This is a genomic window from Niallia sp. FSL W8-0951 (assembly GCF_038006525.1).
GTDB classification, from domain to species: Bacteria; Bacillota; Bacilli; order Bacillales; family Cytobacillaceae; genus Niallia; species Niallia circulans.
This window is the reverse complement of sequence record NZ_JBBOVK010000001.1, coordinates 2,940,560-2,964,991: the sequence shown is the minus strand read 5'-3', so window position 1 is coordinate 2,964,991 and position 24,432 is coordinate 2,940,560. Positions and strand designations below refer to the sequence as shown.

Here is a 24,432-nt window from a genome sequence, read left to right as displayed (position 1 = left end):
TGCGGAGCAAGTTTGTAGGGGGAAAAGGAGAGTCATAAAAGTTGGGGGAGTCGCAAATAAAGTGAGAAGAGTCGCAAGTAATGCAGAAGAATCCGCAAGCATATTGAATAAAAACCGCAACTAATCCTCTCTCTCCGCCGGTAAAATCATTATCCACCATGAAATTAACAGGAAAACATGCATTTTTTTTCAAAAAGCCATATAATACATAAAGGAAGTAGTAAACTACCTAGAACTATAATTTATATAAAAGGGTGACATGAATGGAATTAGCAGATATTCGCAATGAGTTAGAAAAGATAAATGTAACACTAGAAAACTTTAGGGGGTCTCTTTGACTTAGAAAACAAAGAGGCGCGTATTGCTATGTTAGAAGATGATATGCTTCATCCTGATTTCTGGAATGATCAGCAGGCTGCTCAGACCGTGATTTCAGAAAGCAATGCATTAAAAGATCAAGTTCATGAGTTTTATAAATTAGTGGAGACTTTTGAAAACCTTGAGTTAACATATGAATTGGTGAAAGAGGAAGACGATGCTGAACTTCGTGCGGAGTTGGAAGAGGAGCTTACAGAATTAGTCGGTCGTTTAAGTCAGTTCGAGTTAAATTTATTATTAAGTGGACCATATGATAAAAACAATGCCATCTTGGAACTTCATCCAGGAGCTGGTGGAACAGAGTCTCAAGACTGGGGCAGTATGCTTTTACGTATGTATACAAGATATGCAGAGAAAAAAGGCTTCAAGGTGGAAACTTTGGACTATTTGCCAGGGGATGAAGCTGGGATTAAAAGTGTAACATTGGCGATTAAAGGCCATAACGCTTATGGATACTTAAAAGCAGAAAAAGGGGTACACCGTTTAGTTCGTATTTCCCCGTTTGATTCATCGGGGCGCAGACATACAAGCTTTGTATCTTGTGATGTAATGCCTGAGTTTAATGATGAAATTGAAATCGAAGTTCGTACAGAAGATTTAAAAATTGATACGTACCGTGCAAGTGGAGCGGGTGGTCAGCATATTAACACCACGGACTCTGCTGTACGTATTACACATATTCCAACAGGGGTTGTTGTTTCCTGTCAAACAGAACGTTCCCAAATTAAAAACAGAGAAACAGCCATGAAAATGTTAAAAGCGAAATTATATCAACGCAAAATTGAAGAGCAGGAAGAGAAGCTTGCAGAAATCCGCGGTGAACAAAAAGAAATTGGGTGGGGAAGCCAAATCCGATCTTATGTTTTCCATCCATATTCTATGGTGAAAGATCACCGCACCAATACAGAGGTCGGGAATACACAATCTGTTATGGATGGTGACCTTGATATCTTTATTAATGCTTATCTTCGTTCAAAAATTAATGCCTAATAAATGCGAGTCAAATTCGGAATGGATTAGTGTGTGCTAATCTATCCTAGAATTTGGCTTTTTTATTGGAATTTCAGGAAAATGTATCCGTTATCACTAGCATTTCACTATTTTTTACATATTTTTCATATAATTTTTTCCAATTTATGAAACTATTCTACAGTTTTATCGTCTTACTTAAGTGGGATAATTTAAAAGGGATATTTGGTTTGAGCAATAAAAGGAAAGAAAAGAGGTAGTACAAATGCAAAAAACAATATTAACCATTGCAGTACCATGTTTCAATGAGGAAGAGGTATTTGAGCAGACAATGGGGAATTTACGTACTGTTTTGCGCGATTTAATGGAAGAAAATTTAATCAGTGAACAAAGCCAATTATTGTTTATTGATGATGGCAGTAAAGATGCGACATGGGAGAAAATAGAAAATGCTACTTTGTTTGACCCGTTAGTTAGTGGAATTAAGCTATCTAGAAATTTTGGTCATCAGCGGGCATTATTAGCTGGTTTAGAAGAGGCTGTGAAGTTTTCAGATTGTGTAATAAGCATCGATGCTGACCTTCAAGATGACACGAGTGTAATCAGAGATTTCATAATAGAGTATTTAAAAGGCAATGAGATAGTTTATGGGGTAAGAAGTAAGAGAGAAACAGATACTTTTTTCAAAAGAAATACTGCCCAGGGCTTTTATCGTTTAATGGAGAAAATGGGATTATCCCTTGTTTATAACCATGCTGACTACCGATTGTTAAGTAAAAGAGCGATTGAGGAAATGCTTCGCTTTAAAGAGTCTAACTTATTTTTAAGAGGGATTGTCCCTTTACTAGGCTTTAAATCAACAAAGGTTTATTATGAGCGAAAGGAACGAGCGGCAGGAGAATCCAAATATCCGTTCCGTAAGATGATTGCTTTTGCTTTAGATGGAATCACTTCTTTTAGTGTCAAGCCAATCCGTCTTATTACCATACTAGGTTTCTTATTTTCTGTTATTAGCGTATTTGCTGGTGTATATGCCATCGTCCAAAAATTTATGGGGCATACAGAATCGGGATGGACTTCTATAATGATTTCTGTTTGGCTGCTTGGTGGATTAATGCTTATGAGTATCGGTTTAATCGGTGAGTACATAGGAAAAATTTATGAAGAAGTGAAGCAGCGGCCCCGTTATATTATTGAAAGCAACCTATGCAAAAAAATAGAAAATAGATCAAAGGTACAATCTAGATGAAGGATAAATCATTTCTAATATTTTTAGTAGTTGGTCTTATGAATACTTTTATTGGTTTAACAATGATTTATTTATGCTTAAACGCCTTTCATTTCGACTATTGGGCCGCAACTTTTATCGGAAATGCTGTAGGAGCATGTGTGAGCTACTTTTTAAATAAGCGATTTACATTCAAAAGCAATGCCGCTCTAGGAAGCAGTGGACTTCGCTTTATTGCCGTAATTTTAGCCTCTTATCTGCTGGCATATAAAGCTGGGTTAGTGCTGGTTGAAATGTTGCTTGGTGAATGGAACGTTTTCGCTTCCTATACAGATGAAATCGCCGTTCTGTTTGGAAGTGGCTTCTATACCTTGTTAAATTATGCTGGACAAAAATATTTTGTTTTTCCAAAAAGATATCAACAAAATGCTAGGAGCGTCAAATGAATTATCTAAAAAGAGAAAGAACGTTTTTTTATATAGCAATTGCCATTATTTTCGTATGGGTACTTCCTTATTTTGTGTTAAATGAAGATGCACATATGCGTGTGCATGATAATCTAGATTCTAATTTGGGCTGGTATGAGGTGATGAAAGATAACGGAATTGCCTTCTCGCCATTACATACACCAGTGGAACAAATTATGAATGGGGAATTTTCGAGAGACACCTATTATTCAGAGTATTATGCAATGGTGTTTCTATTTCAATTCTTGCCACCTGTTATTGCCTATGGCCTTTGCCAAGCAATAACACATTTTGTTGCTTTTATTGGCATGTATTTATTATTGAAAAAATATGTGATGAAAGAGGAGCATAATAAAGCTTATATCCTAACTATTGGGGTGGCGCTTGCCTTTAGCTTAACACCTTATTGGCCATCAGGAATGCTTAGTATTCTTGGAATGCCTCTTGCTTTATGGAGTATGCTGAATATTTATAAGGGGGAAAGAAGCTGGAAAGATCTAGCCGTTTTAACGCTACTTCCTTTCTTTTCCACCTTTGTAATCGGCTTTTTCTATTTCCTAGCTGTCATGGGGCTGTTCTGGCTATATGACTTCGTGCGGAATAAAAAAAGCAACTGGCCATTATTTTTCGCCATTTTGTATATGACAATGGTTTATTTGGCAATCGATTATCGTCTTGTTATTTCGATGATTGCCCCGATATCCGATGAATTAACGAACAGAGATGTATTTTACCAGTCAAAGTTGAATTTTGTACAAACCTTAAAGCTTGTAGGTAAAAATTATGTATTCAGTCATAATCAAGATCGAACCATTCATCAATATATTATTTTACCATTGACTTTATTTGGATTACTCTTTATTCTTTTGAAAAAACAGTGGCGTGAAAATAAACTATACATCGGTCTTCACCTATTGAATATTGTCTTATCCACATGGTATGCTTTTTGGTTTTTCGAAGGCTGGCAGCCATTAAAAGAGAAGTTTGGTATTTTAACAAGCTTCAATTTTGCGCGCTTCCATTATCTGCGCCCAATGATTATTTATGTTTTATTTGCTCTTACCTTAAAAATGTTATGGAAGAACCGTAACATGGGCCGAAAGTTAGTCTATGTGCTGATTATTGGTCAATTACTTGTTTTAGTACCGACAAATGAACAAATCATGTACAAAAATCAACCAAGCTATAAAGCATACTTTGCTACAGAACAGTTTACTGACATAAAGAAATATATTGGAAAACCGCTCGACCAATATAGAGTAGTGAGCATCGGTATTCATCCGAATATAGCACAATACAATGGCTTGTATACCCTTGATTCCTATAGCAATATTTATCCACTAGATTACAAGCTTCAATTCAGGAAAATAATAGAGCCAGAGCTTAATAAAAATAAAGCATTAAGAACCTATTATGATGACTGGGGCGGACGATGCTATATTTTCGTCGATGAATTGGGCGAGAATTATATGTACTCAAAGCGCTCCAATAAAGAAATCAATCATTTACAACTAAATGTAGAAGCATTGAAAGAGATGGGTGGCCAATATATTCTTTCGGCCGTTCCAATAAATAATGCTGCAGAAACTAATCTCACCTTTATGAAGGACTTCGAATCAAAAAATAGCAATTGGCATATTTATTTATATAAAGTGATGTGAAAGAATGCCTGACTTCTCGTTATCAAGAAGAAGTCAGGCATTTTTTTATTTTTGATTCTAGATAGGAAGGTAAAAAAATATATTAAAATGGACAGGCGTTAATAAGCATTTTTACACATACCTTTCTTATAGGAGGAGCTTCATGGAGATTATGATTGCTATTATATTAGGAATAGTGGAAGGATTAACCGAGTTTGCACCTGTTTCATCAACGGGACATCTTATATTGGTAGCACATTTACTGGAATTCACAGGGGAAAAAGCAAAAACATTTGAGATTATTATTCAGCTAGGAAGCATTCTTGCTGTTGTATTTGTATTTTGGAGACGAATTTTAAGTATTCTTGGAATAAAAAAATGGCAGGCAGAAGAGGATGTTGGGACATTAAGTATTTTTCATATCGCAATTGGCATTATCCCGTTTGGGGTAGGTGGCATCCTGTTCTATGATTTTATTAAGGAAGTGCTTTTTCGGTCAGGAACGGTCGTGATCACCCTTATCATTGGCGGCTTACTGATGCTTGCAGCCGAGAAATGGAAGCCCCGTAGCCCTACAGCAGAAACACTCGATCAGGTTACGTATCAGCAAGCCTTTACAGTTGGAATGTTTCAGTGTTTTGCGTTAGTACCAGGATTTTCTCGTTCTGGAGCGACTTTATCTGGCGGAATTCTTGCTGGTATGAGCCATAAAGCAGCATCTGAATTTACATTTATTATGGCCATTCCTATTATGGCAGCAGCAACAGGAAAAGACTTATTCGAAAGCTGGAACTATTTATCCCCACAGGATCTTCCTCTTTTCTTGACTGGATTTATCACTGCTTTTGTTGTTGCATTATTAGCAATCAAATTCTTTTTGAAACTGATCAATAAAATTAAACTTGCACCCTTTGCCTATTATCGTTTTGTACTTGCCTTCCTCTTTTGGATTTTTATTTTATAAGCTTGGAAGAAAGGCCTCGCAGTACTTTTGTTGTGAGGTCCCATTTTTCTATCCAAACTGTTCGTAAAGGTCTGTTTAGTTTCATACAGAAATACGGCAAATAACAAAACCCCTCTAAAGAAGATTTCCATTATTTCATCGCTTTACCACGCTAATTTGCCACCATTTACACTTCAAATAATAGATGATATACTCTCTGCTTGGAAGAATCATTTTGTTTTTAGAAGCAGAAAACTGGGGAAATGCACATCGCTTCCTCTTTTTTATGTGGATTTTTTCTATAGAATAAGCTGAATAGTAAAACCATGTCATATTCTTGATTATATTTTTTAACATAAAAAAGATTGTCGAATACGAACACCAAGTATATATGACATAAACTGACAAGAAAATAGAGGTGTAAAAAAATGAAATGGCGCGAATATATTTATGTGCTAATAGGGTCGGCTATTGTCGCTTTATCCTTTAATTTATTTTTATTACCTAATAATATTGCATCTGGCGGTGTAAGTGGAATAAGCACTATTACGAAGGCGGTATTCAAGTGGGAGCCAGCCTATGTACAGTGGGCCTTTAATATTCCATTATTTGTGTTAGGGGTTATATTATTAGGAAGAAACTTTGGAGTGAAAACATTAATAGGTACCGTATTTTTGCCATTTGTTGTGTATCTCTCTAGAGGATTGGAGCCATGGACCAATGAACCTTTATTAGCTGCGATATATGGCGGAATCGGTATTGGCCTGGGGATTGGTATTGTTTTTAGAGGCAAAGCATCTACTGGCGGCACAGATTTAGCCGCACAAATTATCAACAAATATACAGGAATTTCGTTAGGAAAATGTGTAGCTCTGATCGATGGCGTAATCGTCATCACCGCTTCTATCGTCTTCAGTATTGAACAAGGTTTATATGCTTTAATTGCCCTATTTGTAACGAGCAAAACCATTGATTTGGTTCAAGTGGGCTTTGGCAGTTCCAAAATGACTTTAATCATTACAGATAAGCAAGAGGAAGTAAGAGAAGGGATTTTAAATAAGATTGATCGTGGCGTAACAAGATTAACAGCGCATGGTGGTTATACAGATTCAGAAAGACCTGTTTTAATGTGTGTCGTAGACCAATCTCAATTTATCAAGCTCAAGCAATTAGTACAATCAATCGATGAAACAGCTTTTGTTGTTGTAACAGACGCTTCAGAGGTTCTCGGGAGAGGGTTTAAATAAATAGTAAATGAGAGTATCTTTTTTAGATTTGATTCGTGAAATAGGAATTGGACTAAAAAAGATATTTTTTTATGTTGATTTTAACAGAAAAAGGGAAAAAAGCTGACCTGTTTTTGTCGAATTTTTCTTTTTGCTCCTATAAAAGCAGACAAAATTAATTTTATGAACTTTTTTGCCGCCTAAAAGCATCCCTTCATTATGTAAATACTGGATATATTAATGTGTGTTTTTAGGTATATAATACTATTTATCAAGGAAAATTACAAAAATAAAGGGGAAATAGGTCGATTTGTAGTACTATATTAATAGGAAATGCTGGTATGTGCTGAAATCAATAGTACTTTATGTTATGTTTGAAAAGAAAATGTAATAATTTTTTACATTAATTTGTCGTATTATGATGATATAATAATTTAAGTAAGAAAAGGAACAACCTGCAGAGATTGCAGATTGTCACTTTTAGTCGGTTGAAACTTGTCGAATTTTGGTTTTTGAATCATATGGAAAAGTGGAAGGAATAAGTGAAAGAAATAAAACTTATTGCTAGGGGATAAATTCATAAACCAAATCACTTCTATCATAACTCTTCAGTGATTCGTTTATGTTTTCAAACTTATATGTACCTTCTTCGCTTTTCAATAATCCATACAAAAAATAATTCAGGTGTGATAATAGATGATAGAAATGAAAAATGTAATGAAGAAGTATGCGAACGGTGTAATAGCCGCTAATGGAATAAATGTTAGGATTAATCAAGGTGAATTTGTTTATGTAGTAGGACCAAGTGGTGCAGGGAAGTCTACGTTCATTAAAATGATGTATCGTGAGGAAAAGCCCACACAAGGAAGTATTCGAATAAATGGTATTAATTTAGAAAAATTAAAAGATAAGAAAGTTCCGTTATTAAGAAGAAACATGGGAGTTGTCTTTCAAGATTTTAAACTTCTTCCCACGTTAACTGTTTTTGAAAATGTGGCTTTTGCATTAGAAGTTATTGAAGAAAACCCAAAAAATATAAAGAAAAAAGTCATGGATACTTTAGAGCTAGTTGGATTAAAGCATAAGGCAAGAATGCTGCCAACAGAATTATCTGGAGGAGAGCAGCAGCGTGTTTCGCTTGCACGCTCGATCGTTAATTCTCCTAAACTGGTAATTGCAGATGAACCTACAGGTAACCTGGATCCCGAAACGTCATGGGATATTATGAATATTTTTGAAACGATAAATAATAGAGGAACAACCATTGTAATGGCAACACATAATCGTGAAATTGTTAACACGATTAAGCATCGTGTTATTGCTATTGAGGGCGGCAGAATTGTAAGGGACGAAACGAGAGGTGAATACGGCTATGAAGGCTAGAACAGTAGCGAGACATACAAGAGAAAGTTTTAAAAGCCTTCTTCGTAATGGTTGGATGACATTTGCCTCTGTCAGTGCGGTAACGATCACATTAATTCTTGTTGGTGTTTTTTTCGTTATTATGATGAATTTAAATCATGTAGCGACTTCCATTGAAGAAAATGTAGAGATCAGAGTGCATATTGATGTGGCAGCAACGAAAGAAGAGAAAAGCGCTCTAGAAGAAGAAATTAAGGGGATTCCTGAAGTTGGTAGTGTTATCTTCTCACCTAAAGGAGAAGAACTGGACAACTTAATCACTAGTCTAGGAGAAGATGGGGATGCCTTTAAACTTTTTGAACAGGATAACCCGTTGAATGACGTATTTGTGGTGAAAACAAAAGATCCGGAGGATACATTAGCTGTAGTAAAGAAGATTGAGAAATTTGAACATGTTGCAAAAGTAAGGTATGGACAAGGCACGGTTGAAAAGTTGTTTAGCGCAATTAATTTGAGTAGAAACGTAGGAATTGTCCTGATTATTGGATTGCTATTTACAGCGATGTTCCTAATCTCTAATACAATTAAGATTACAATTGTAGCAAGAAGAAAAGAAATTGAAATTATGCGTTTAGTAGGAGCGACTAACTGGTTCATCCGCTGGCCATTTTTCTTAGAAGGTATGTGGCTGGGCCTATTAGGGTCGATTATCCCGATAGCTGCAGTTAGCGCAATATATTACTATGCATATCAGTTCTTAATTGCAAAATTAGCAGGAAGCTATATTAAAATTCTGGATTATACTCCATTTGTATTCCAAGTATCCGGATTACTTCTAGTAATGGGAGCGGTGATTGGAATATGGGGTTCCGTAATGAGTATCCGCAAGTTTTTAAGAGTGTAAAGTAGTTGTCGTTAAATAAATTAGTCTTATGGTCAATAGCTTGAAGAGCGAGAACTACAGTGCTTCAAGCTATTATATTGGAAAAAATGCTGTTTTCTAAAGATTTGTTGGCTATTGTTTAGACTTGGGGATTAAGTAATAAAAAAGAGAGAAAGCATCAGGTTTACCAACTTTACGATTGGTATACGGGGGAGGAGCTTGTACTAAATGAAAAAGAAACTAGCAAAATTAACACTTGTATCTACACTAAGTGTAAGTAGTATGATCGCTTATACATCTATTACGGCATCACCAGTATCTGCCCAAGGTTCACTCAGTGAATTGAATAAGGAAAAAAGTAATATTGAAAATAAGCATAGTAACGTAAAGAAAAAACTAGATGATTCATCCAATAAATTAGATGATATCCATTCTAAACAAGATTCAGTAGAAACAGAGATTAAAAGAATAAATACTTCTATCTCTAGTACACAAGTCAAAATTACAGAGAAAAAAGAACAAATTTCCACTACGAAAGAAGAAGTAAAAAAATTAGAGAAGCAAATTGAAGAAGTAACAGCAAGAATTGAAAAAAGAAATGAATTATTGAAGGAACGTGCAAGATCTTATCAACAAACAGGTGGTATGGTTAATTACCTAGATGTGTTAATGGGTTCACAAAGCATCAGTGATTTTATTGATAGAGTTGGTGCAGTAGCAACAATCGTAGAAGCTGATCAAACAATCATTAAAGAACAAGAAGCAGATAAAAAGTTATTGGAACAATCCAAAGCTGAGCTAAAGTCAAAATTAAATGCACTTGAAACCATGCTTGCTGATCTTGAATCACTGAGTTCTCAATTGAACGCAGAGAAAAAAGAAAAAGATAAATTAATGGCTCAATTGGAAAAAGAAGAAAATCATGTTCATGCAGAAATGCTCTCTTTAGAAGAGGAAGAACAGCTATTGAAGGATCAACAAGTGGCGATGGAAAAAGCAATCAAGTTAGAGAAGGAAAGACAAGCTGAATTAGCAAGACAAGCAGCAGAAGCAGAAAAACAACGAAAAGCAGCAGAAGCAAAGGCAGCGGCTGAAAGAGCTGCAGCACAAAAGCAAGCGGCTAATAATACAAAAGCTACTTCTCAAGCAGCTTCAAAAACAACTGCTTCATCTAATAGCGGAAGCAATTCTCCTGCATCCAAGCCAAAAACTTCTGTATCATCTGGTAGCTTTACCCGTCCAGCAGGTGGAGGATATTTATCTTCAGGGCTAGGTCATCGCTGGGGGACTTTCCATGCAGGTGTTGATATTGCAGCGACTGGAACAGTTCCAATATACGCAGCTGCTGATGGAGTAGTTATTAGATCATATCCTTCAAGCAGTTATGGACAAGTTATTTTTATTAGTCATTATATTAATGGTCAACAATACACAACAGTGTATGCACATATGAGAGAAGGCAGCCGTTTAGTAAATGCAGGTGATGTCGTTTCTAAAGGACAACAAATCGGTACAATGGGTAATACAGGTGATTCTACTGGTCAGCATTTACATTTCGAATTGCATAAAGGGCCTTGGAATCAAGCGAAATCCAATGCTATTAACCCAGTTGGAATTGTTCCATTGTAATAGAATAGTATAGTATTAGTTTATCCGAAATAAGGAGAGTTAAACCTAATCTCTTTGTTCTCCGAAACCTGACTTTATGGCGTTCATTTTAAATGAACGCCATTGTTTTTTGTTGTTAGAACCGATTTTAGCAAGAATCATGTTACTACAGAAAGCAATCATTTCTATGCTATAATAGATGGAAAGGTTTGTAATAATAAAGGGGTAAGAATAGAGATGAGCGAATTTAATGAGAAAAAGGAATCAATGAGTTCCATAAATAAGTTTGAATTGGATGAAGAAACATTATTTATTGTTTCTCAAACATTTAAAGCATTATCAGACCCTACCAGAATAAAAATTCTCCATCTATTATCAAAAAAACAACATTCAGTTAATGAAATAGCAGAAAGCCTAAGTATGCTTCAATCCACGGTTTCTCATCAGCTTCGCTTTCTAAAGAATTTGCGTTTAGTTAAATATAAACGCGAAGGAACTACTATGATTTATTCATGTGATGATGAGCATGTAATGGGCGTGTTAAAACAAATGATTGATCACGCAAGACATCATTAAAAAAATACCAATTAGATGGACTGTAGAGGACTGTAGAAGCTTCTATAATAGATAGATGAATTCTACAGTTTTTTTATAGCCATTTCTGATTAAAGTGTTTTTACTCTAAATTTTAATGGTATTTTTTATACAAAAAATCTGAAAATGGATTGACACTTTTATTAGACTATTCATATAATATAAATATGAGTATATGAATATTTGTGCATATATTAAAAGTAGAAGTAATTGTATATAATAGATCAAAATTAAAGGAAAGAAGGGAAAGGAATGGAGGAAGAGAAGCAGCTGCGGAAAAAAGAATTTATATTAGAAGGCTTGGACTGTGCAAATTGTGCAATGAAAATAGAAAATGGAATAGCATCCATTAATGGAGTCAGAGAATGCACGGTTAACTTTGCTACACAAACATTACATTTACAGGTCGATGAAATAGAAGAAAAGAGTATTTTAGCAAAAGCAGAAAAAACAATCACAAGACTAGAGCCACATGTAAAGATGGTAGAAAAGAGGAAAAAAGCTACTTCTCCATCTCCTGATCATCCGCTTCACCACGATCACGATCACGCTCATGGTCATGAGCATGACCATGACCATGGTACAGAGAATACAAAGAGATTAATTGGAAGATTAGCAGCTGGAACGATTGTTGCAGCAATTGGATTTTTTGCTCCTTTAAACGGAATATCGGAATTTGCTCTTTTCTTTTTGGCCTATTTAATTGTTGGAGGAGACATTTTATTTAGAGCGATAAAAAATATTTTACGTGGGCAAGTATTTGATGAGCATTTTCTTATGTCTATCGCTACATTAGGAGCTTTTGCTATTCAGGAATATCCTGAAGGAGTAGCTGTTATGCTTTTTTATCAAATAGGCGAGTTATTTCAGGGGATAGCTGTCAATCGTTCTAGAAAATCGATTACTAGCTTAATGGATATACGACCAGACTATGCCAATGTAAAAGTTGGCTCTGAACTGAAGAAGCTATCTCCAGAGCAAGTGAACATCGGAGATATTATTATCGTAAAGCCTGGAGAGAAAATTCCGCTTGATGGGCGAGTGATAGAAGGAAGCTCTTCTGTCGATACATCCGCTTTAACAGGAGAGTCCATTCCGCGAGATATAGAAATCGGCAATGAGGTGCTTAGTGGTTATATTAATAATCAGGGTGTATTAACAATCGAAGTAACAAAGGACTTTGGAGAATCAACTGTTACGAAAATACTGGAGCTTGTTCAAAATGCCAGTAACCGCAAAGCTCCTACTGAAAATTTTATTACTAAATTTGCAAGATATTATACACCAGTAGTAGTAATAACAGCTGCATTATTAGCTATCGTACCACCACTCTTAATAAGTGGTGCTACTTTCTCAGACTGGCTGTATCGGGCCCTTGTCTTTCTTGTTATCTCTTGTCCTTGTGCGCTTGTTGTTTCTATTCCATTAGGATTCTTTGGTGGAATTGGCGCAGCATCTAAAAAAGGAATTTTAGTAAAAGGAAGCAATTATTTAGAAGCTTTAAATGATGTGAAGTATGTTGTTTTTGATAAAACTGGTACTTTAACAAAAGGAGTATTTGAAGTAGATTCCATTCACCCAGCACCTAGATTTGCAGAAAAAGAAGTGCTGGAATATGCAGCATATGCAGAAGTGCATTCTAATCATCCAATTGCTGAATCCATTCGCAAAGCATATCAGGGACAGATCATGGAGGAACGCATAGGAGAATATCAAGAATTATCGGGTCATGGAATTATGGTAGAGCTAGATGGAAAAAAAGTGTTAGCAGGTAATCAAAAACTGATGATAAAAGAAAATATCAGCTATTTACCAAACGAAGAAGTCGGAACAGTTATTTATGTGGCAGCAAATCAAGAATTCATCGGTTCTATTGTTATTTCTGATCAGATAAAAGAGGATGCAGAGAAAGCCATCCAACTACTAAAAGAACAAGGAATTAAGAAAACGGTGATGTTAACTGGTGATGCTCAAAAGGTTGGCTCTAAGATTGGGGCTCTTTTAAAAATAGATGAAGTTCATGCAGAATTATTGCCACAGCACAAAGTAGAAGAAATCGAAAAGCTTGATCAACATAAGCAAGCAAAGGAAAAAATTCTCTTTATTGGAGACGGCATAAATGATACACCTGTTCTGGCAAGAGCAGATGTGGGAATGGCAATGGGAGGTTTAGGTGCTGATGCAGCAATAGAGGCAGCAGATATCGTCCTTATGACAGATGAGCCTTCTAAAATAGCAACAGCACTGTCTGTTGCAAAACGGACCCGCCGAATCGTGTGGCAGAACATAATATTTGCTTTAGGAGTTAAAGCAATCTTTTTACTACTAGGCGCATTTGGGATTGCAACGATGTGGGAAGCAGTTTTCTCTGATGTAGGTGTTACTGTTCTTGCCGTTATTAATGCAATGAGAGTATTGCATGTGAAAGGGTTATAAAGAGAGAATTTCCGAGAGGGGACTCATTTCCAAAGAAAAAACGGAGCTAGTATACTGACCACTCGCTCCGTTTTTATTTGAATGAAATTGACCCCTATTTAACATTAGGAGGAGTATTATGTTCAGCTGGAGGAGCAGGCTTTAATTTAGGTGCAGAGCCAAATGGTGGTACATCTCGGACATATTGGAATGTTCCCATACCATCCATGCTTGGTCCCGATGCCCATCTCCCCTTACTGCTTTCATCTCCCATTGAATGATTAAGAAAGAGATAAGATACTTCTGTCTTTTCTAATTTTCTAGGGAAAGTGTTTGGTACAACTACGCCTTCTTGTTGCTCTAATTCGTAAATAGCGGCAAGCCATTGGTTTTGATGCATCGTGTCCCGTGCAATTAAATACGATAACATATCTTTAATGCCTCGATCATCGGTCTGCTCAAACAACCGGACTGCTTGGAGCCTGCCTTGCGATTCTGCATTTAAATTTGCGCGCATATCAGCGAGTAGATTTCCGCTTGCAGCCACATATCCTCCATTCCAAGGTACACCTACGCTATCCTTTGGCATTGCGGCAAGTCCTGAAACGATCGCATGCTGTGGATTAGTTCCACCAATAATAGCCGCCATTGCGGGATTACTTGCAGCTGCTGTTTCAAGCTCGGTAACGGGGGCATCATCTAATAACCTTGCTACCATGGTTGATAGTAATTCAATATGGCCAATTTCTTCTGTTCCAGTATCTAATAATAAATCACGATATTTATCATTTTTTCTTGTTCCCCAAGCTTGGAATAAATATTGATTCATGACCGACATTTCTCCAAATTGTCCACCGATTAGTTCCTGTAAATTTTTAGCGAAAACGGGATCCGGCCTCTCAGGTTTTGCTTCATAGGCCAGCTCTTTGATGTGAAAAAACATTGGTTCCCCTCCTCATAATTCTTTATATACTATGCATGCTTTCTTTATAGGTACGTGTCCAGTTTGAAAAATAGTTTCAATCATAAGTTGTCCGAGCCCTTCATATACATAAAAAAAGGATAAATACATCGTGGCAGAAGAAGGGACGATTGCAATGAATCGGAAGTGGTTGGCTATTTATATGGCAGGCTCCTTATTAGCAGGATCAGGAATGACATATATAGGAATAAACGTGTTGGAAAAAAGACAGGAGGAACAATTAAATAATCAATCAATGGAGGCTGGTTCGCTTGATAAATTGGATAAAGCCTATCAAATAATCTTGCAAAACTATGTGGAAAATGTAGACAAGCAAAAGTTAGAAGATGGTGCAATAAGAGGGATGCTGGCTACATTGGAGGATCCATACTCTGTTTACATGGATCAAGAAGCCGCAAAGCAATTTGAACAAGCTCTTGATTCTTCTTTTGAAGGAATTGGTGCAGAAATTAGTATAGAAGAAGATAAAATGATCATTGTGTCACCAATAAAAGGGTCTCCAGCAGAAAAAGCAGGTATTAAACCTCAAGATCAAATAATTTCAGTAAATGGAGAAAACGTAGAAGGAAAAGATCTTAATGACGTTATCAGCCAAATCAGAGGGGAAAAAGGATCAAAGGTAGAATTAGAAATAAAGCGAGCAACAGTCGATAAACCATTAAAATTGGAAATTGTCCGCGATGAAGTGCCTCAAATCACGGTTTATTCTAATATCATAAAAGACGGTGGAGAAAAGATTGGTTATATAGAAATTACATCATTTTCTAAAGATACAGCAAGTGAGTTTGAAAAGGAATTAAGCAAATTAGAGAAAAATGGTATTTCAAGTCTAATTTTAGATGTACGTGGTAATCCTGGTGGCTTGCTAACAAGTGTAAATGCGATCGTAGAACAATTTTTAACAAATAAAAAACCTTATGTGCAAGTAGAGAATCGAAATGGAGATCGTGAACAGTTTTATTCTGATTTGAAGAAACAAAAGGAATATCCAGTTGTAGTATTGATTGATAATGGAAGTGCATCGGCGTCCGAAATTTTAGCTGCTGCCTTAAAAGAGGGAGCTGGATATCCGCTAATTGGCGAAAATTCATTTGGAAAAGGAACCGTCCAACAGCCTATATTAATGGATGATGGCAGTGAAATCAAACTAACGGTTTCTAAATGGCTTACTCCTGATGGAAATTGGATTCATAGACAAGGAATAAAGCCCACTATCGAAGTCGAGCAAACGGACTTATATCATACCCACCCATTGCAGATTGTAGATTCACTTAAGCCTGAGGATAATGATGAACAGGTCCAATATGCACAAGAAATTTTAACAAGCTTAGGATTCACAACAGATAGGCAAGATGGCTATTATAGTCCGCAAACAGAAGTAGCTGTAAGAGCATTTCAAAGCAAAAATGCACTGGAGGTTACTGGTGTGATAGATGGAAAAACAGCTGCAAAGATGGAGGAAGCAGTTAGGATAGAAAAACAAAAGGACGAAAACGATATTCAATTACAAACAGCTATCCGCTATTTAGTTCATTAATAAAACGTAGGGCACAAAGAATTCAACCAGATAAACCCGAGCAATTATCCTTAAGATACTATTAGGTTTTTCGGATAATTGTTCGGGTTATTTAATTTAAAGAAAGAAGAGTTGTGGAAATCACCCGCAGGCTGAATATGCTTCGCTTTCCATGGGGCTGCGCTTGAACTTCTTTATCACTGCATTGTGCATGATGAAAAAGTAGGTTCATAATAAAGAGGAAAGAAGAAAATTTGAAAGAAGTAAGTATTTTACATAGATAAAAGGAAGAAGTAACAGAGGAACGTGCTCTGTGCCAAAAAGGAAGAGGAGCAGAGCAAAAAAGTAACAGAGGAACATTAGCTGTGCCCGCTCCCAGAAGAAAAAGTGCAAAACCCCCTCATGCTGACCAAAATAATAAAGAAATAGCCTGTCTTCTTCACCTAAAGAATACAGCGTTCTAAAACTTGCTCTCCGGCGCATAGAGTGGTTGCAGCGCAATGGAAAAAATGGTTTTCCTACTAAGTTAGAGGATGTTCATTTTTACTCATTTTATATTTTGTTTTGTCCCCAGTCTCAATAATGTTTTATTTATTTAACACACTATCTTCCAGCATTAAGTTCTTATCTCCGTATATTTTTGTGATATGAGTATCTCCCCATTCACAAAGAGCATTTAAAATGGGCTCTAAACTTTTTCCATAGTCACTTAATTCATATTCTACTTTTGGTGGTATTTGTTGATAGATTATACGATTGATAACACCGTCTTCTTCCAATTCCCTTAATTGCTGTGTAAGCATTTTTTGCGTAATATTTGGCATTAAGCGTTTTAATTCACTTGTTCTTTTTTTGCCATGTGTTAAGTGGCACAAAATTACACACTTCCATTTACCGCCGATTACTTCCAAAGTGGCTTCAACTGATATATTGTATTTTTTATTTTCCATAATATCCTCCATTTTTTATAGGAACTTTTTTGTACCTATATTACCTTTAGGTTCCTACATTACAAAAAAGTACGTACTTTTCTATTTATCTTATATGATTCATAATAACACTAGCCGGTTAAAATGCAAAACTACAAAAAATACCACTAGTGGTTAGCGATATATGTAAGAGGAGGAAAAGGAAGTTGAAGCAAAATATGAATACATTTGCGTTAATAGCCTTGGCTGTTAGTGCTTTTGCTATTGGTACTACTGAATTCATAAGCGTTGGATTATTACCTTTGATTGCCGATGACTTTCGGGTAGGGATTACAACAGCAGGATTAACTGTTTCTATTTATGCACTAGGCGTTACATTTGGAGCACCTGTTTTGACAGCTATTACCTCTAATATTTCACGAAAATCTTTATTATTGGGGATCATGATTGTTTTTATTATTGGTAATAGTATGGCTGCATTTGCTCCCAATATCACTATTTTACTGATTGCACGTATTGTATCAGCTTTTGCTCACGGTATATTTATGTCGATTGGTTCCACGATTGCAGCAGATCTAGTAGCGAAAGAAAAAAGAGCAAGTGCTATCTCTATCATGTTCTCCGGATTAACGGTTGCCACTGTAACAGGTGTTCCCTTTGGGACATTTATCGGTCAGCACTTTGGCTGGAGATTAGCATTTATCACCATTGTTATTATTGGAATCATTGCGTTTATCGCCAATAGTTTGCTTGTGCCAAATAACTTATCGAAAGGTGGCCGTGCAACCTTTAAAGATCAGTTGCAGTTAGTTACAAACCTACGACTACTAATGCTTTTTTTTATTACAGCATTAGGCTATGGAGGAACATTTGTGGTTTTCACGTATCTTTCTCCATTACTGCATGAAGTAACAGGCTTTCAGCAAAATACAGTAGCAGGAATTTTACTATTGTATGGTGTAGCAATTGCCATTGGTAATATGATTGGCGGCAAGTTATCAAACAAAAACCCGCTTCGGGCATTATTTTTTATGTTTATTATCCAAGCTATTATCCTATTTGTTTTGTCCTTTACCCTTCCATTTAAGGTAATTGGCTTAATAAGTATTCTTTTTATGGGCTTATTAGCATTTATGAATGTTCCGGGGCTGCAAGTTTATGTAGTAATGCTCGCAGAACGTTATGTACCAAGTGCAGTAGATGTAGCCTCTGCTGTAAATATTGCAGCTTTTAACGCAGGAATAGCAATCGGTTCTTACTTGGGAGGGATAGTGACCAATTCACTAGGGCTTATCCATACTTCGTGGGTAGGCGGAATCATGGTTATTGCCGCTATTCTCCTAACTGGTTTCAGCTTAATTTTAGAAAAAAATTCATTGAAAAAAGGAGTTATTTCACGATGAAAAACTTACAAGATACAGTTCAACTAACAAACGGAATCAAAATGCCTTGGCTAGGATTAGGTGTATTTAAAGTGGAGGAAGGGCAAGTGCTTGTGGATGCTGTAAGCTCTGCAATTAAGAATGGCTACCGTAGTATTGATACAGCGGCTATTTATGCTAATGAAGCAGGGGTTGGCGAAGGAATAAAGAAAGGCATGAAAGAAGCAGGCATTACAAGAGATGATTTATTTATTACTTCAAAAGTATGGACAGACGATTTAGGATATGAAGAAACAATAAAGGCATATGAAGTAAGTTTAGAAAAGCTCGGACTCGATTATTTAGATTTATATCTTATTCACTGGCCAAAAGAAGGAAAATATAAAGACGCATGGAGAGCTTTAGAAACACTATATAAACAAGGCAGGGTTAAAGCAATTGGAGTAAGTAATTTTCAAATCCATCATTTAGAAGACTTGATGAAAGATGCGGAAGTGAAACCAATGATTAATCAAATCGAATTGCATCCAAGGCTTACACAAAAAGAGTTAATAGCATATTGCCAAGAGAAAGGAATACAAGTGGAAGCATGGTCTCCGTTAATGCAAGGACAATTATTCGATCAGCCGGAATTAGTGGAAATAGCTGCAAGACATCAGAAATCTGTTGCACAAGTAATTATTCGTTGGGACTTGCAAAATGGTATTATTACGATTCCTAAATCCGTTAAAGAGCACCGTATTATCGAAAATGGAAATGTTTTTGATTTCACATTATCAAAAGACGAAATGGAACAAATTGATGCCTTAAATCTGGATCAACGAGTTGGTCCTGATCCAGATAATTTCGATTTTTAATGGAGCGTTAATCCCATTTCTGAAAAGAAACAAATAGAAGTAGTACAAAAGGGTGGGTCATAAGTATTTCAATCAAATATAGCCCCGAACAATTATACGTACACACTAAAAAATATTCGTATAATTGTTCGGGGGTTAATTAAATTTAGGAAAGAAGGTTTGAGGTAATCACCCGCAGCCTGAATACACTTCGCTTTCCATGGGGCGAGCGCCAAGCCTCCTCGTCGTCACTACGTTCCTGCGGGGTCATGGACTTTCTCGCAGCTCCCATAGGAGTCTACGTGTATTCAGGCTGCTCTGTTTTTTCCTAGTAATTTTAGTTTGCTGAAAAACAAATAATCTTTAAAAACGGAGTGTCTGTAGTGTAATGGAATGAATTGGTTTCACCACTAAATTAGAGATTGTTCGTCTTATTCATACAAATAAATTCGCAACCAAATTAGTATAATAACAGCTAATAAGTCATTATATCAATTACTTATATTTTAAAATCATGGTGGGAATCTAAAAAAAATGTAACCTTTCTCTCGAATTACCGTAATACAATTTGTGCAGAAAATAGTAATGGAGGAAGGAGAAAAAAGGTGAAACTCTGGTGGATTGCAAATGTTTTTTGGGTAGTCGTTTTTTCAATACTATCGATTATCATCGCAACAAGGCAAATAGATGGATCGGGGGCTGTGCAAACTCCTGAAATCAGAATTATTACATTTATAATTTTGGCTGTTCCATTTGTATTTATCCTTATAGTCCAATTAATCTGGTTTTATTTTATTCGTAAAAGAACAAGACATTCCTAGTTCAGCTATCCTATGAATAAATAACTGTAATGCTTTCTTGTAAACTAATATATTTAGTTCACAAGAAAACATCCAAACAAAGAACGAGAGAATTTTAAAATTCATCGTTCTTTGTTTGTTTTTAAATATTACTAAATACATTGGGTTGACTAAAGTATGTTATCACACAAATTTCTATATGATCTGGGAATTGTTTAGGTATAGATCTTATTCCCATTAGTTTGTGGCTGAAAATTAATAAAGTTTTCACATGCAACCGAATACAAATAGTAGTTTTTATGTTAGAATACATCTGAAATAGAACCATCTTATCTAGAAAGGATGAGTTTATGAAAATTGCAATAGCCAGTGATCATGGTGGATATCAGTTAAAGGAAGCAGTAAAAGCCCATCTTCATAATGCGGGGATGGAAGTAGAAGATTTTGGTTGCTATAGTAGAGAAAGTGTGGATTTTCCGGATTATGCAAAAAGTGTTGGTGAATCAATTGTGAATGGTGAAAACCAACTAGGTATTTTATGCTGTGGAACAGGAATAGGCATGAGTATTGCTGCCAATAAAATCACTGGAATTCGTGCAGCGGTTGTTGGTGATGTCTTCTCAGCAAAGGCAACAAGAGAGCATAATGATAGTAATATCCTTTGTTTAGGAGAAAGAGTGACTGGGGAAGGATTAGCGTGTCTAATAGTAGATACCTGGTTAAATGCAGAATTTCTAGGCGGCAGACATGAAAAGCGTATCAGTGGAATTAAAGAATTAGAATCATATTATTGTTAATAGTAGGACAAATTAACCTCGAATTTGTTAAATGAAACATATTATAACTTGTACGTACTATTAATAGGTTATACTAAATATGTATGGTTTATTCTTGGGAAGTTGTATGCTATAATGGTTTTGGAAAAATATATCATGGAGAAGAAAAGGGAAAATTAGTCCTTTTTCTTCAAAAAGTATGTACTTTTTTTCTGTATATTATTAGTTACTTATAGCTTGTAAAGGTTAGGGGGTAAGGTGTTGAAGGTTGGTGTAATTGTCTTAGGTTGTTTGCCTTCGGGAGTAAAGCAAATTCTTCATCGATTATATGAGGAGTTATCTTCTAAGCATCAACTATTTGGAATGGAAATAGATAGAGGGTCCGGTGAAGTCAATTATACGGAGATAAAAGAAGTGAGTGATTCACCATACTTAAGCCATACTATCTTAAAGGTAAGCGCTGCACCAGTAAATAATCAATGGGAACAAACACTTGCTCCGATGGATATGACTGTTGTATTGGGAGATGCGCAGGCAAAAGAAATATGGCAGACTTCTATAGCCGATAAAGAAGCGCTGCGTACATTATTTGTCCCAGTTTCCATTTACAATAATATTAAAGGAAATGATTGGACTCTAGGATATGATACCGCACTTAACAGTATTACTCAGAATGTGTTAAAGGTGCAAGATACCATTCATTCTCTTAAATATGATAAGCCAAGATTATTTGGTTTTTCAATAGAGGGGAACCCATCGACTAATATGCTGCAGGATATCTCTCTTGCGGTGGATGGTAACTATTTAGCAGTAGATTACGAGGAAGAAGAAATTACCACTTTATGTGATGCGATAAAGAAAAGCTATACATATACTAAAACTTCTAATGTTCTAATATATAGCCAAGCTTTACAAGAGGTAATTGAAAATTCAGTTATTAGTAAGCTAGAGGTAGATTGGAAATATACAGAAATTGACGAAGCACTATGTATGGGAGTAAACCCAACAGCCATCGATCGAATCCTTGCAAATGAACTTGCGGATGAAATCTTGCGATGGATAAAAAATAATTGTTTAACAGGTGAACTCACCGTTCAAAAGGATGGAATTCAATTTAAATAAACGCTAAGCCAAAATGAATAAATTCTTTTACTAATTTAGGGTTAGCATTAAATAAATCAAAAAAGGATGAGGAAAATGAGTAATCAAGTAAAAACAGATATCGAACAATTAGCTATTAACACAATCCGTACTTTATCCATTGATGCAATTGAAAAATCTAATTCTGGTCACCCAGGAATGCCAATGGGGGCAGCGCCAATGGCTTATACATTATGGGCTAAGGAAATGAATCATAATCCTGCTAATCCTAACTGGTTCAACCGTGACCGTTTCGTTTTATCAGCTGGACATGGTTCTATGCTTCTATATAGCTTGCTGCACCTTTTCAATTACGGTGTTACTGTAGATGACTTAAAGAACTTCCGTCAATGGGGAAGCAAAACTCCAGGACATCCAGAATTTGGACACACACCAGGTGTGGAAGCTACTACTGGTCCATTAGGACAAGGTATTGCGATGGCTGTTGGGATGGCAATGGCAGAAAGACATCTTGCAGAAACCTATAATAAAGAAAATTATCCAGTTGTTGACCATTATACGTACAGCATTTGCGGTGATGGTGATTTAATGGAAGGCGTATCTGCAGAAGCAGCGTCTCTTGCAGGTCATTTAAAATTAGGAAGACTAGTAGTATTATATGATTCCAATGATATTTCTTTAGATGGTGATTTAAATCTCTCTTTCTCTGAAAGTGTTCAAAAGCGCTTTGAAGCATATGGATGGGAAGTTATTCGTGTAGAAGATGGCAATGACTTAGCTGAAATTCAAGCGGCAATTGCTCAAGCGAAAAAATCAGATGTACCGACATTAATTGAAGTGAAAACAGTTATTGGCTATGGTTCTCCGAATAAAGGCGGAAAATCTGCATCACATGGTGCACCACTTGGAGCTTCTGAAACACAATTAGCAAAACAAACATATGGTTGGGCATATGAAGAAGCATTCCACGTTCCAGCAGAAGTATCGGAGCATTATGCGGCATTAGCACAAGAAGGTGCAGAAAAAGAGAAAGCTTGGAATGAGCTTTATGAAAATTATAAAGTAGCATATCCAGAATTAGCTACTCAATTAGAAACAGCTATTAAAGGAGAACTACCTGCTGATTTACAAGAAAAATTACCTGAATTTAATGCTGGAGATTCTATGGCGACAAGAGATTCTTCTGGTAAAACAATTCAAGCAATTGCTAGTGCGGTTCCTGCTTTCTTCGGTGGTTCTGCAGACCTTGCTGGTTCGAACAAAACATTAATGACTAGTGAGAAAAACTTTGCCATCGATGGATATGCCGGCAGAAATATCTGGTTTGGTGTACGTGAATTTGCAATGGGTGCGGCATTAAACGGATTAGCACTGCACGGTGGAGTAAAAGTATTTGGCGCAACATTCTTCGTGTTCTCTGATTATTTACGCCCAGCAATCCGCTTAGCAGCATTAATGAAATTACCAGTAACATATGTATTTACACATGATAGTATTGCAGTTGGGGAAGATGGTCCAACACATGAACCTGTTGAACAACTTGCTTCCTTACGTGCAATGCCAGGGCTTTCTATCATTCGTCCAGCAGATGCCAAAGAAACAGCTGCTGCATGGCAACTGGCAATTGAAAGCACAGATACTCCAACAGCCCTAGTGTTGACTCGTCAAAACTTACCAACATTAGATTTAACAAAAGCAGAAGCATATGAAGGTGTGAAAAAAGGTGCTTATACAGTTGCAGCTGGTAAAGAAGCTGCACAGGCCTTAATCTTAGCATCTGGTTCCGAAGTATCTCTTGCAATCAAGGCACAAGCAGCTTTAGCAGAAGAAGGAATTTCTGTAAATGTAGTAAGTATGCCAAGCTGGGATCGTTTTGAAAAACAATCTCCTGAATATAAAGAAAGTGTATTGCCAGAAAGTGTTCAAGCACGTGTTGCAATTGAGGCTGGTGCATCTCTAGGCTGGAGAGAATACATCGGTTCTAAAGGAGAGCACATTACAATTGATCATTTCGGGGCATCTGCTCCAGCAGATAAACTATTCCAAGAGTATGGATTTACTGTTGAGAATGTTGTAGCAAAAGTAAAATCATCTATCGCAAAAGCAAAATAATATCCGAAAGTTCTAGGTGAAAAGGGCAGAAGCTAATAACCATGTGAGATGGTTATTAGCTTCTTTTTTGTACAAAGAAAAAGAAGTAGGCACCAAAGAAAAAATAGAATAGTTAAATTTTGTCTTAGGAATCGGTGTCAACTTTATCATTAGTTTAAGTAGCAAAAGTAGTTAAATACAGTCACAATAAAGAAATATGCTTTATGCTGTACATACATAATCAGATTAATCTTGGCAACAAGTTTGTCTTTAGGAAAGAAGGAGAATAGATTGGGATTTGTGCAA

At 36.2% G+C, this 24,432-nt stretch carries 20 protein-coding genes; 18 read left to right on the top strand and 2 right to left on the bottom strand.

Annotated elements, in window-relative coordinates:
* The first annotated feature begins 263 nt into the window (after window positions 1-263).
* The 11 genes from prfB to NSS71_RS14710 all read left to right on the top strand — a co-directional run bounded on the left by prfB (window position 264) and on the right by NSS71_RS14710 (window position 13,734).
* Window positions 264-1,368, top strand: a protein-coding gene (prfB, locus tag NSS71_RS14760) for a peptide chain release factor 2 (RefSeq protein WP_123258225.1) whose coding sequence is annotated in 2 segments (ribosomal slippage) — window positions 264-335 and window positions 337-1,368 — 1,104 coding nt in all. Because the reading frame shifts where the segments join, the coding sequence is not laid out codon by codon here.
* Window positions 1,369-1,612: 244 nt separating this feature from the next.
* Complete coding sequence (locus NSS71_RS14755; protein WP_047943905.1) at window positions 1,613-2,596, top strand: glycosyltransferase family 2 protein; 984 nt, start codon at window positions 1,613-1,615, stop codon at window positions 2,594-2,596.
* Complete coding sequence (locus NSS71_RS14750; protein ID WP_047943906.1) at window positions 2,593-3,021, top strand: GtrA family protein; 429 nt, start codon at window positions 2,593-2,595, stop codon at window positions 3,019-3,021. Before NSS71_RS14755 ends, NSS71_RS14750 begins: the two co-directional genes overlap by 4 nt.
* On the top strand, window positions 3,018-4,703 hold the full coding sequence (locus tag NSS71_RS14745; RefSeq protein ID WP_047943907.1) for a DUF6044 family protein: 1,686 nt from the start codon (window positions 3,018-3,020) through the stop codon (window positions 4,701-4,703). Before NSS71_RS14750 ends, NSS71_RS14745 begins: the two co-directional genes overlap by 4 nt.
* Before the next feature lie 142 nt (window positions 4,704-4,845).
* The gene (gene bacA / locus NSS71_RS14740; RefSeq protein ID WP_047943908.1) at window positions 4,846-5,646 is read left to right on the top strand and encodes an undecaprenyl-diphosphate phosphatase; all 801 of its coding nucleotides are present in this window, start codon (window positions 4,846-4,848) and stop codon (window positions 5,644-5,646) included.
* A 407-nt stretch (window positions 5,647-6,053) separates the two neighbouring features.
* Window positions 6,054-6,872 (top strand): YitT family protein, encoded by an 819-nt coding sequence (locus NSS71_RS14735; protein ID WP_047943909.1) that lies wholly within the window; start codon window positions 6,054-6,056, stop codon window positions 6,870-6,872.
* 675 nt (window positions 6,873-7,547) lie between these two features.
* Window positions 7,548-8,234, top strand: a complete 687-nt coding sequence (gene ftsE, locus NSS71_RS14730) for a cell division ATP-binding protein FtsE (RefSeq protein ID WP_047943910.1) — start codon at window positions 7,548-7,550, stop codon at window positions 8,232-8,234.
* Window positions 8,224-9,117 carry a permease-like cell division protein FtsX gene (gene ftsX, locus NSS71_RS14725; RefSeq protein ID WP_047943911.1) on the top strand — a complete coding sequence of 298 codons (894 nt, stop codon included), beginning with the start codon at window positions 8,224-8,226 and terminating at the stop codon, window positions 9,115-9,117. The genes ftsE and ftsX overlap by 11 nt, the downstream gene beginning before the upstream one ends.
* Window positions 9,118-9,324: 207 nt before the next feature.
* Complete coding sequence (locus tag NSS71_RS14720; protein ID WP_047943912.1) at window positions 9,325-10,725, top strand: murein hydrolase activator EnvC family protein; 1,401 nt, start codon at window positions 9,325-9,327, stop codon at window positions 10,723-10,725.
* 216 nt (window positions 10,726-10,941) lie between these two features.
* Window positions 10,942-11,280: an ArsR/SmtB family transcription factor gene (locus NSS71_RS14715; RefSeq protein WP_047943913.1), complete on the top strand. Its 339-nt coding sequence runs from the start codon at window positions 10,942-10,944 to the stop codon at window positions 11,278-11,280.
* A gap of 270 nt (window positions 11,281-11,550) precedes the next feature.
* Entirely contained in the window at window positions 11,551-13,734 is a 2,184-nt protein-coding gene (locus NSS71_RS14710) for a heavy metal translocating P-type ATPase (protein WP_047943914.1), read from the top strand.
* A gap of 94 nt (window positions 13,735-13,828) precedes the next feature.
* Here NSS71_RS14710 and NSS71_RS14705 read toward each other — a convergent pair whose 3' ends face one another.
* The gene (locus NSS71_RS14705; protein ID WP_061801328.1) at window positions 13,829-14,656 is read right to left on the bottom strand and encodes a manganese catalase family protein; all 828 of its coding nucleotides are present in this window, start codon (window positions 14,654-14,656) and stop codon (window positions 13,829-13,831) included.
* A gap of 154 nt (window positions 14,657-14,810) precedes the next feature.
* On the opposite strand from NSS71_RS14705, the gene NSS71_RS14700 reads away from it, so the two are divergent.
* Complete coding sequence (locus NSS71_RS14700; RefSeq protein ID WP_047943941.1) at window positions 14,811-16,232, top strand: S41 family peptidase; 1,422 nt, start codon at window positions 14,811-14,813, stop codon at window positions 16,230-16,232.
* A gap of 566 nt (window positions 16,233-16,798) precedes the next feature.
* Here NSS71_RS14700 and NSS71_RS14695 read toward each other — a convergent pair.
* A complete protein-coding gene (locus NSS71_RS14695; protein ID WP_047943915.1) occupies window positions 16,799-17,161 on the bottom strand; it encodes a winged helix-turn-helix transcriptional regulator in 363 nt (120 codons plus the stop codon).
* A 197-nt stretch (window positions 17,162-17,358) separates the two neighbouring features.
* On the opposite strand from NSS71_RS14695, the gene NSS71_RS14690 reads away from it, so the two are divergent.
* The 6 genes from NSS71_RS14690 to tkt all read left to right on the top strand — a co-directional run bounded on the left by NSS71_RS14690 (window position 17,359) and on the right by tkt (window position 24,147).
* Complete coding sequence (locus NSS71_RS14690) at window positions 17,359-18,543, top strand: MFS transporter (RefSeq protein WP_047943942.1); 1,185 nt, start codon at window positions 17,359-17,361, stop codon at window positions 18,541-18,543.
* Complete coding sequence (locus NSS71_RS14685) at window positions 18,540-19,379, top strand: aldo/keto reductase (protein WP_047943916.1); 840 nt, start codon at window positions 18,540-18,542, stop codon at window positions 19,377-19,379. Before NSS71_RS14690 ends, NSS71_RS14685 begins: the two co-directional genes overlap by 4 nt.
* A 584-nt stretch (window positions 19,380-19,963) precedes the next feature.
* Window positions 19,964-20,179: a DUF3923 family protein gene (locus tag NSS71_RS14680; protein ID WP_053215769.1), complete on the top strand. Its 216-nt coding sequence runs from the start codon at window positions 19,964-19,966 to the stop codon at window positions 20,177-20,179.
* Between the two features lie 329 nt (window positions 20,180-20,508).
* A complete protein-coding gene (gene rpiB / locus NSS71_RS14675) occupies window positions 20,509-20,955 on the top strand; it encodes a ribose 5-phosphate isomerase B (protein WP_047943918.1) in 447 nt (148 codons plus the stop codon).
* A gap of 237 nt (window positions 20,956-21,192) precedes the next feature.
* Window positions 21,193-22,056, top strand: a complete 864-nt coding sequence (locus tag NSS71_RS14670) for a 6-phosphofructokinase (protein WP_235844536.1) — start codon at window positions 21,193-21,195, stop codon at window positions 22,054-22,056.
* Between the two features lie 75 nt (window positions 22,057-22,131).
* Entirely contained in the window at window positions 22,132-24,147 is a 2,016-nt protein-coding gene (gene tkt, locus NSS71_RS14665; RefSeq protein ID WP_047943920.1) for a transketolase, read from the top strand.
* The last annotated feature ends 285 nt before the right edge of the window (window positions 24,148-24,432 follow it).

Bases quoted from the DNA above. Each gene is read 5' to 3' on its own strand.
- NSS71_RS14700 (WP_047943941.1), top strand. From the start codon at position 14,811: ATGAATCGGAAGTGGTTGGCTATTTATATGGCAGGCTCCTTATTAGCA.
- ftsE (WP_047943910.1), top strand. From the start codon at position 7,548: ATGATAGAAATGAAAAATGTAATGAAGAAGTATGCGAACGGTGTAATA.
- NSS71_RS14735 (WP_047943909.1), top strand. From the start codon at position 6,054: ATGAAATGGCGCGAATATATTTATGTGCTAATAGGGTCGGCTATTGTC.
- NSS71_RS14690 (WP_047943942.1), top strand. From the start codon at position 17,359: ATGAATACATTTGCGTTAATAGCCTTGGCTGTTAGTGCTTTTGCTATT.
- NSS71_RS14745 (WP_047943907.1), top strand. From the start codon at position 3,018: ATGAATTATCTAAAAAGAGAAAGAACGTTTTTTTATATAGCAATTGCC.
- NSS71_RS14705 (WP_061801328.1), bottom strand. From the start codon at position 14,656: ATGTTTTTTCACATCAAAGAGCTGGCCTATGAAGCAAAACCTGAGAGG.
- NSS71_RS14710 (WP_047943914.1), top strand. From the start codon at position 11,551: ATGGAGGAAGAGAAGCAGCTGCGGAAAAAAGAATTTATATTAGAAGGC.
- ftsX (WP_047943911.1), top strand. From the start codon at position 8,224: ATGAAGGCTAGAACAGTAGCGAGACATACAAGAGAAAGTTTTAAAAGC.
- NSS71_RS14685 (WP_047943916.1), top strand. From the start codon at position 18,540: ATGAAAAACTTACAAGATACAGTTCAACTAACAAACGGAATCAAAATG.
- NSS71_RS14695 (WP_047943915.1), bottom strand. From the start codon at position 17,161: ATGGAAAATAAAAAATACAATATATCAGTTGAAGCCACTTTGGAAGTA.
- tkt (WP_047943920.1), top strand. From the start codon at position 22,132: ATGAGTAATCAAGTAAAAACAGATATCGAACAATTAGCTATTAACACA.
- NSS71_RS14720 (WP_047943912.1), top strand. From the start codon at position 9,325: ATGAAAAAGAAACTAGCAAAATTAACACTTGTATCTACACTAAGTGTA.
- bacA (WP_047943908.1), top strand. From the start codon at position 4,846: ATGGAGATTATGATTGCTATTATATTAGGAATAGTGGAAGGATTAACC.
- NSS71_RS14715 (WP_047943913.1), top strand. From the start codon at position 10,942: ATGAGCGAATTTAATGAGAAAAAGGAATCAATGAGTTCCATAAATAAG.
- NSS71_RS14755 (WP_047943905.1), top strand. From the start codon at position 1,613: ATGCAAAAAACAATATTAACCATTGCAGTACCATGTTTCAATGAGGAA.
- rpiB (WP_047943918.1), top strand. From the start codon at position 20,509: ATGAAAATTGCAATAGCCAGTGATCATGGTGGATATCAGTTAAAGGAA.
- NSS71_RS14750 (WP_047943906.1), top strand. From the start codon at position 2,593: ATGAAGGATAAATCATTTCTAATATTTTTAGTAGTTGGTCTTATGAAT.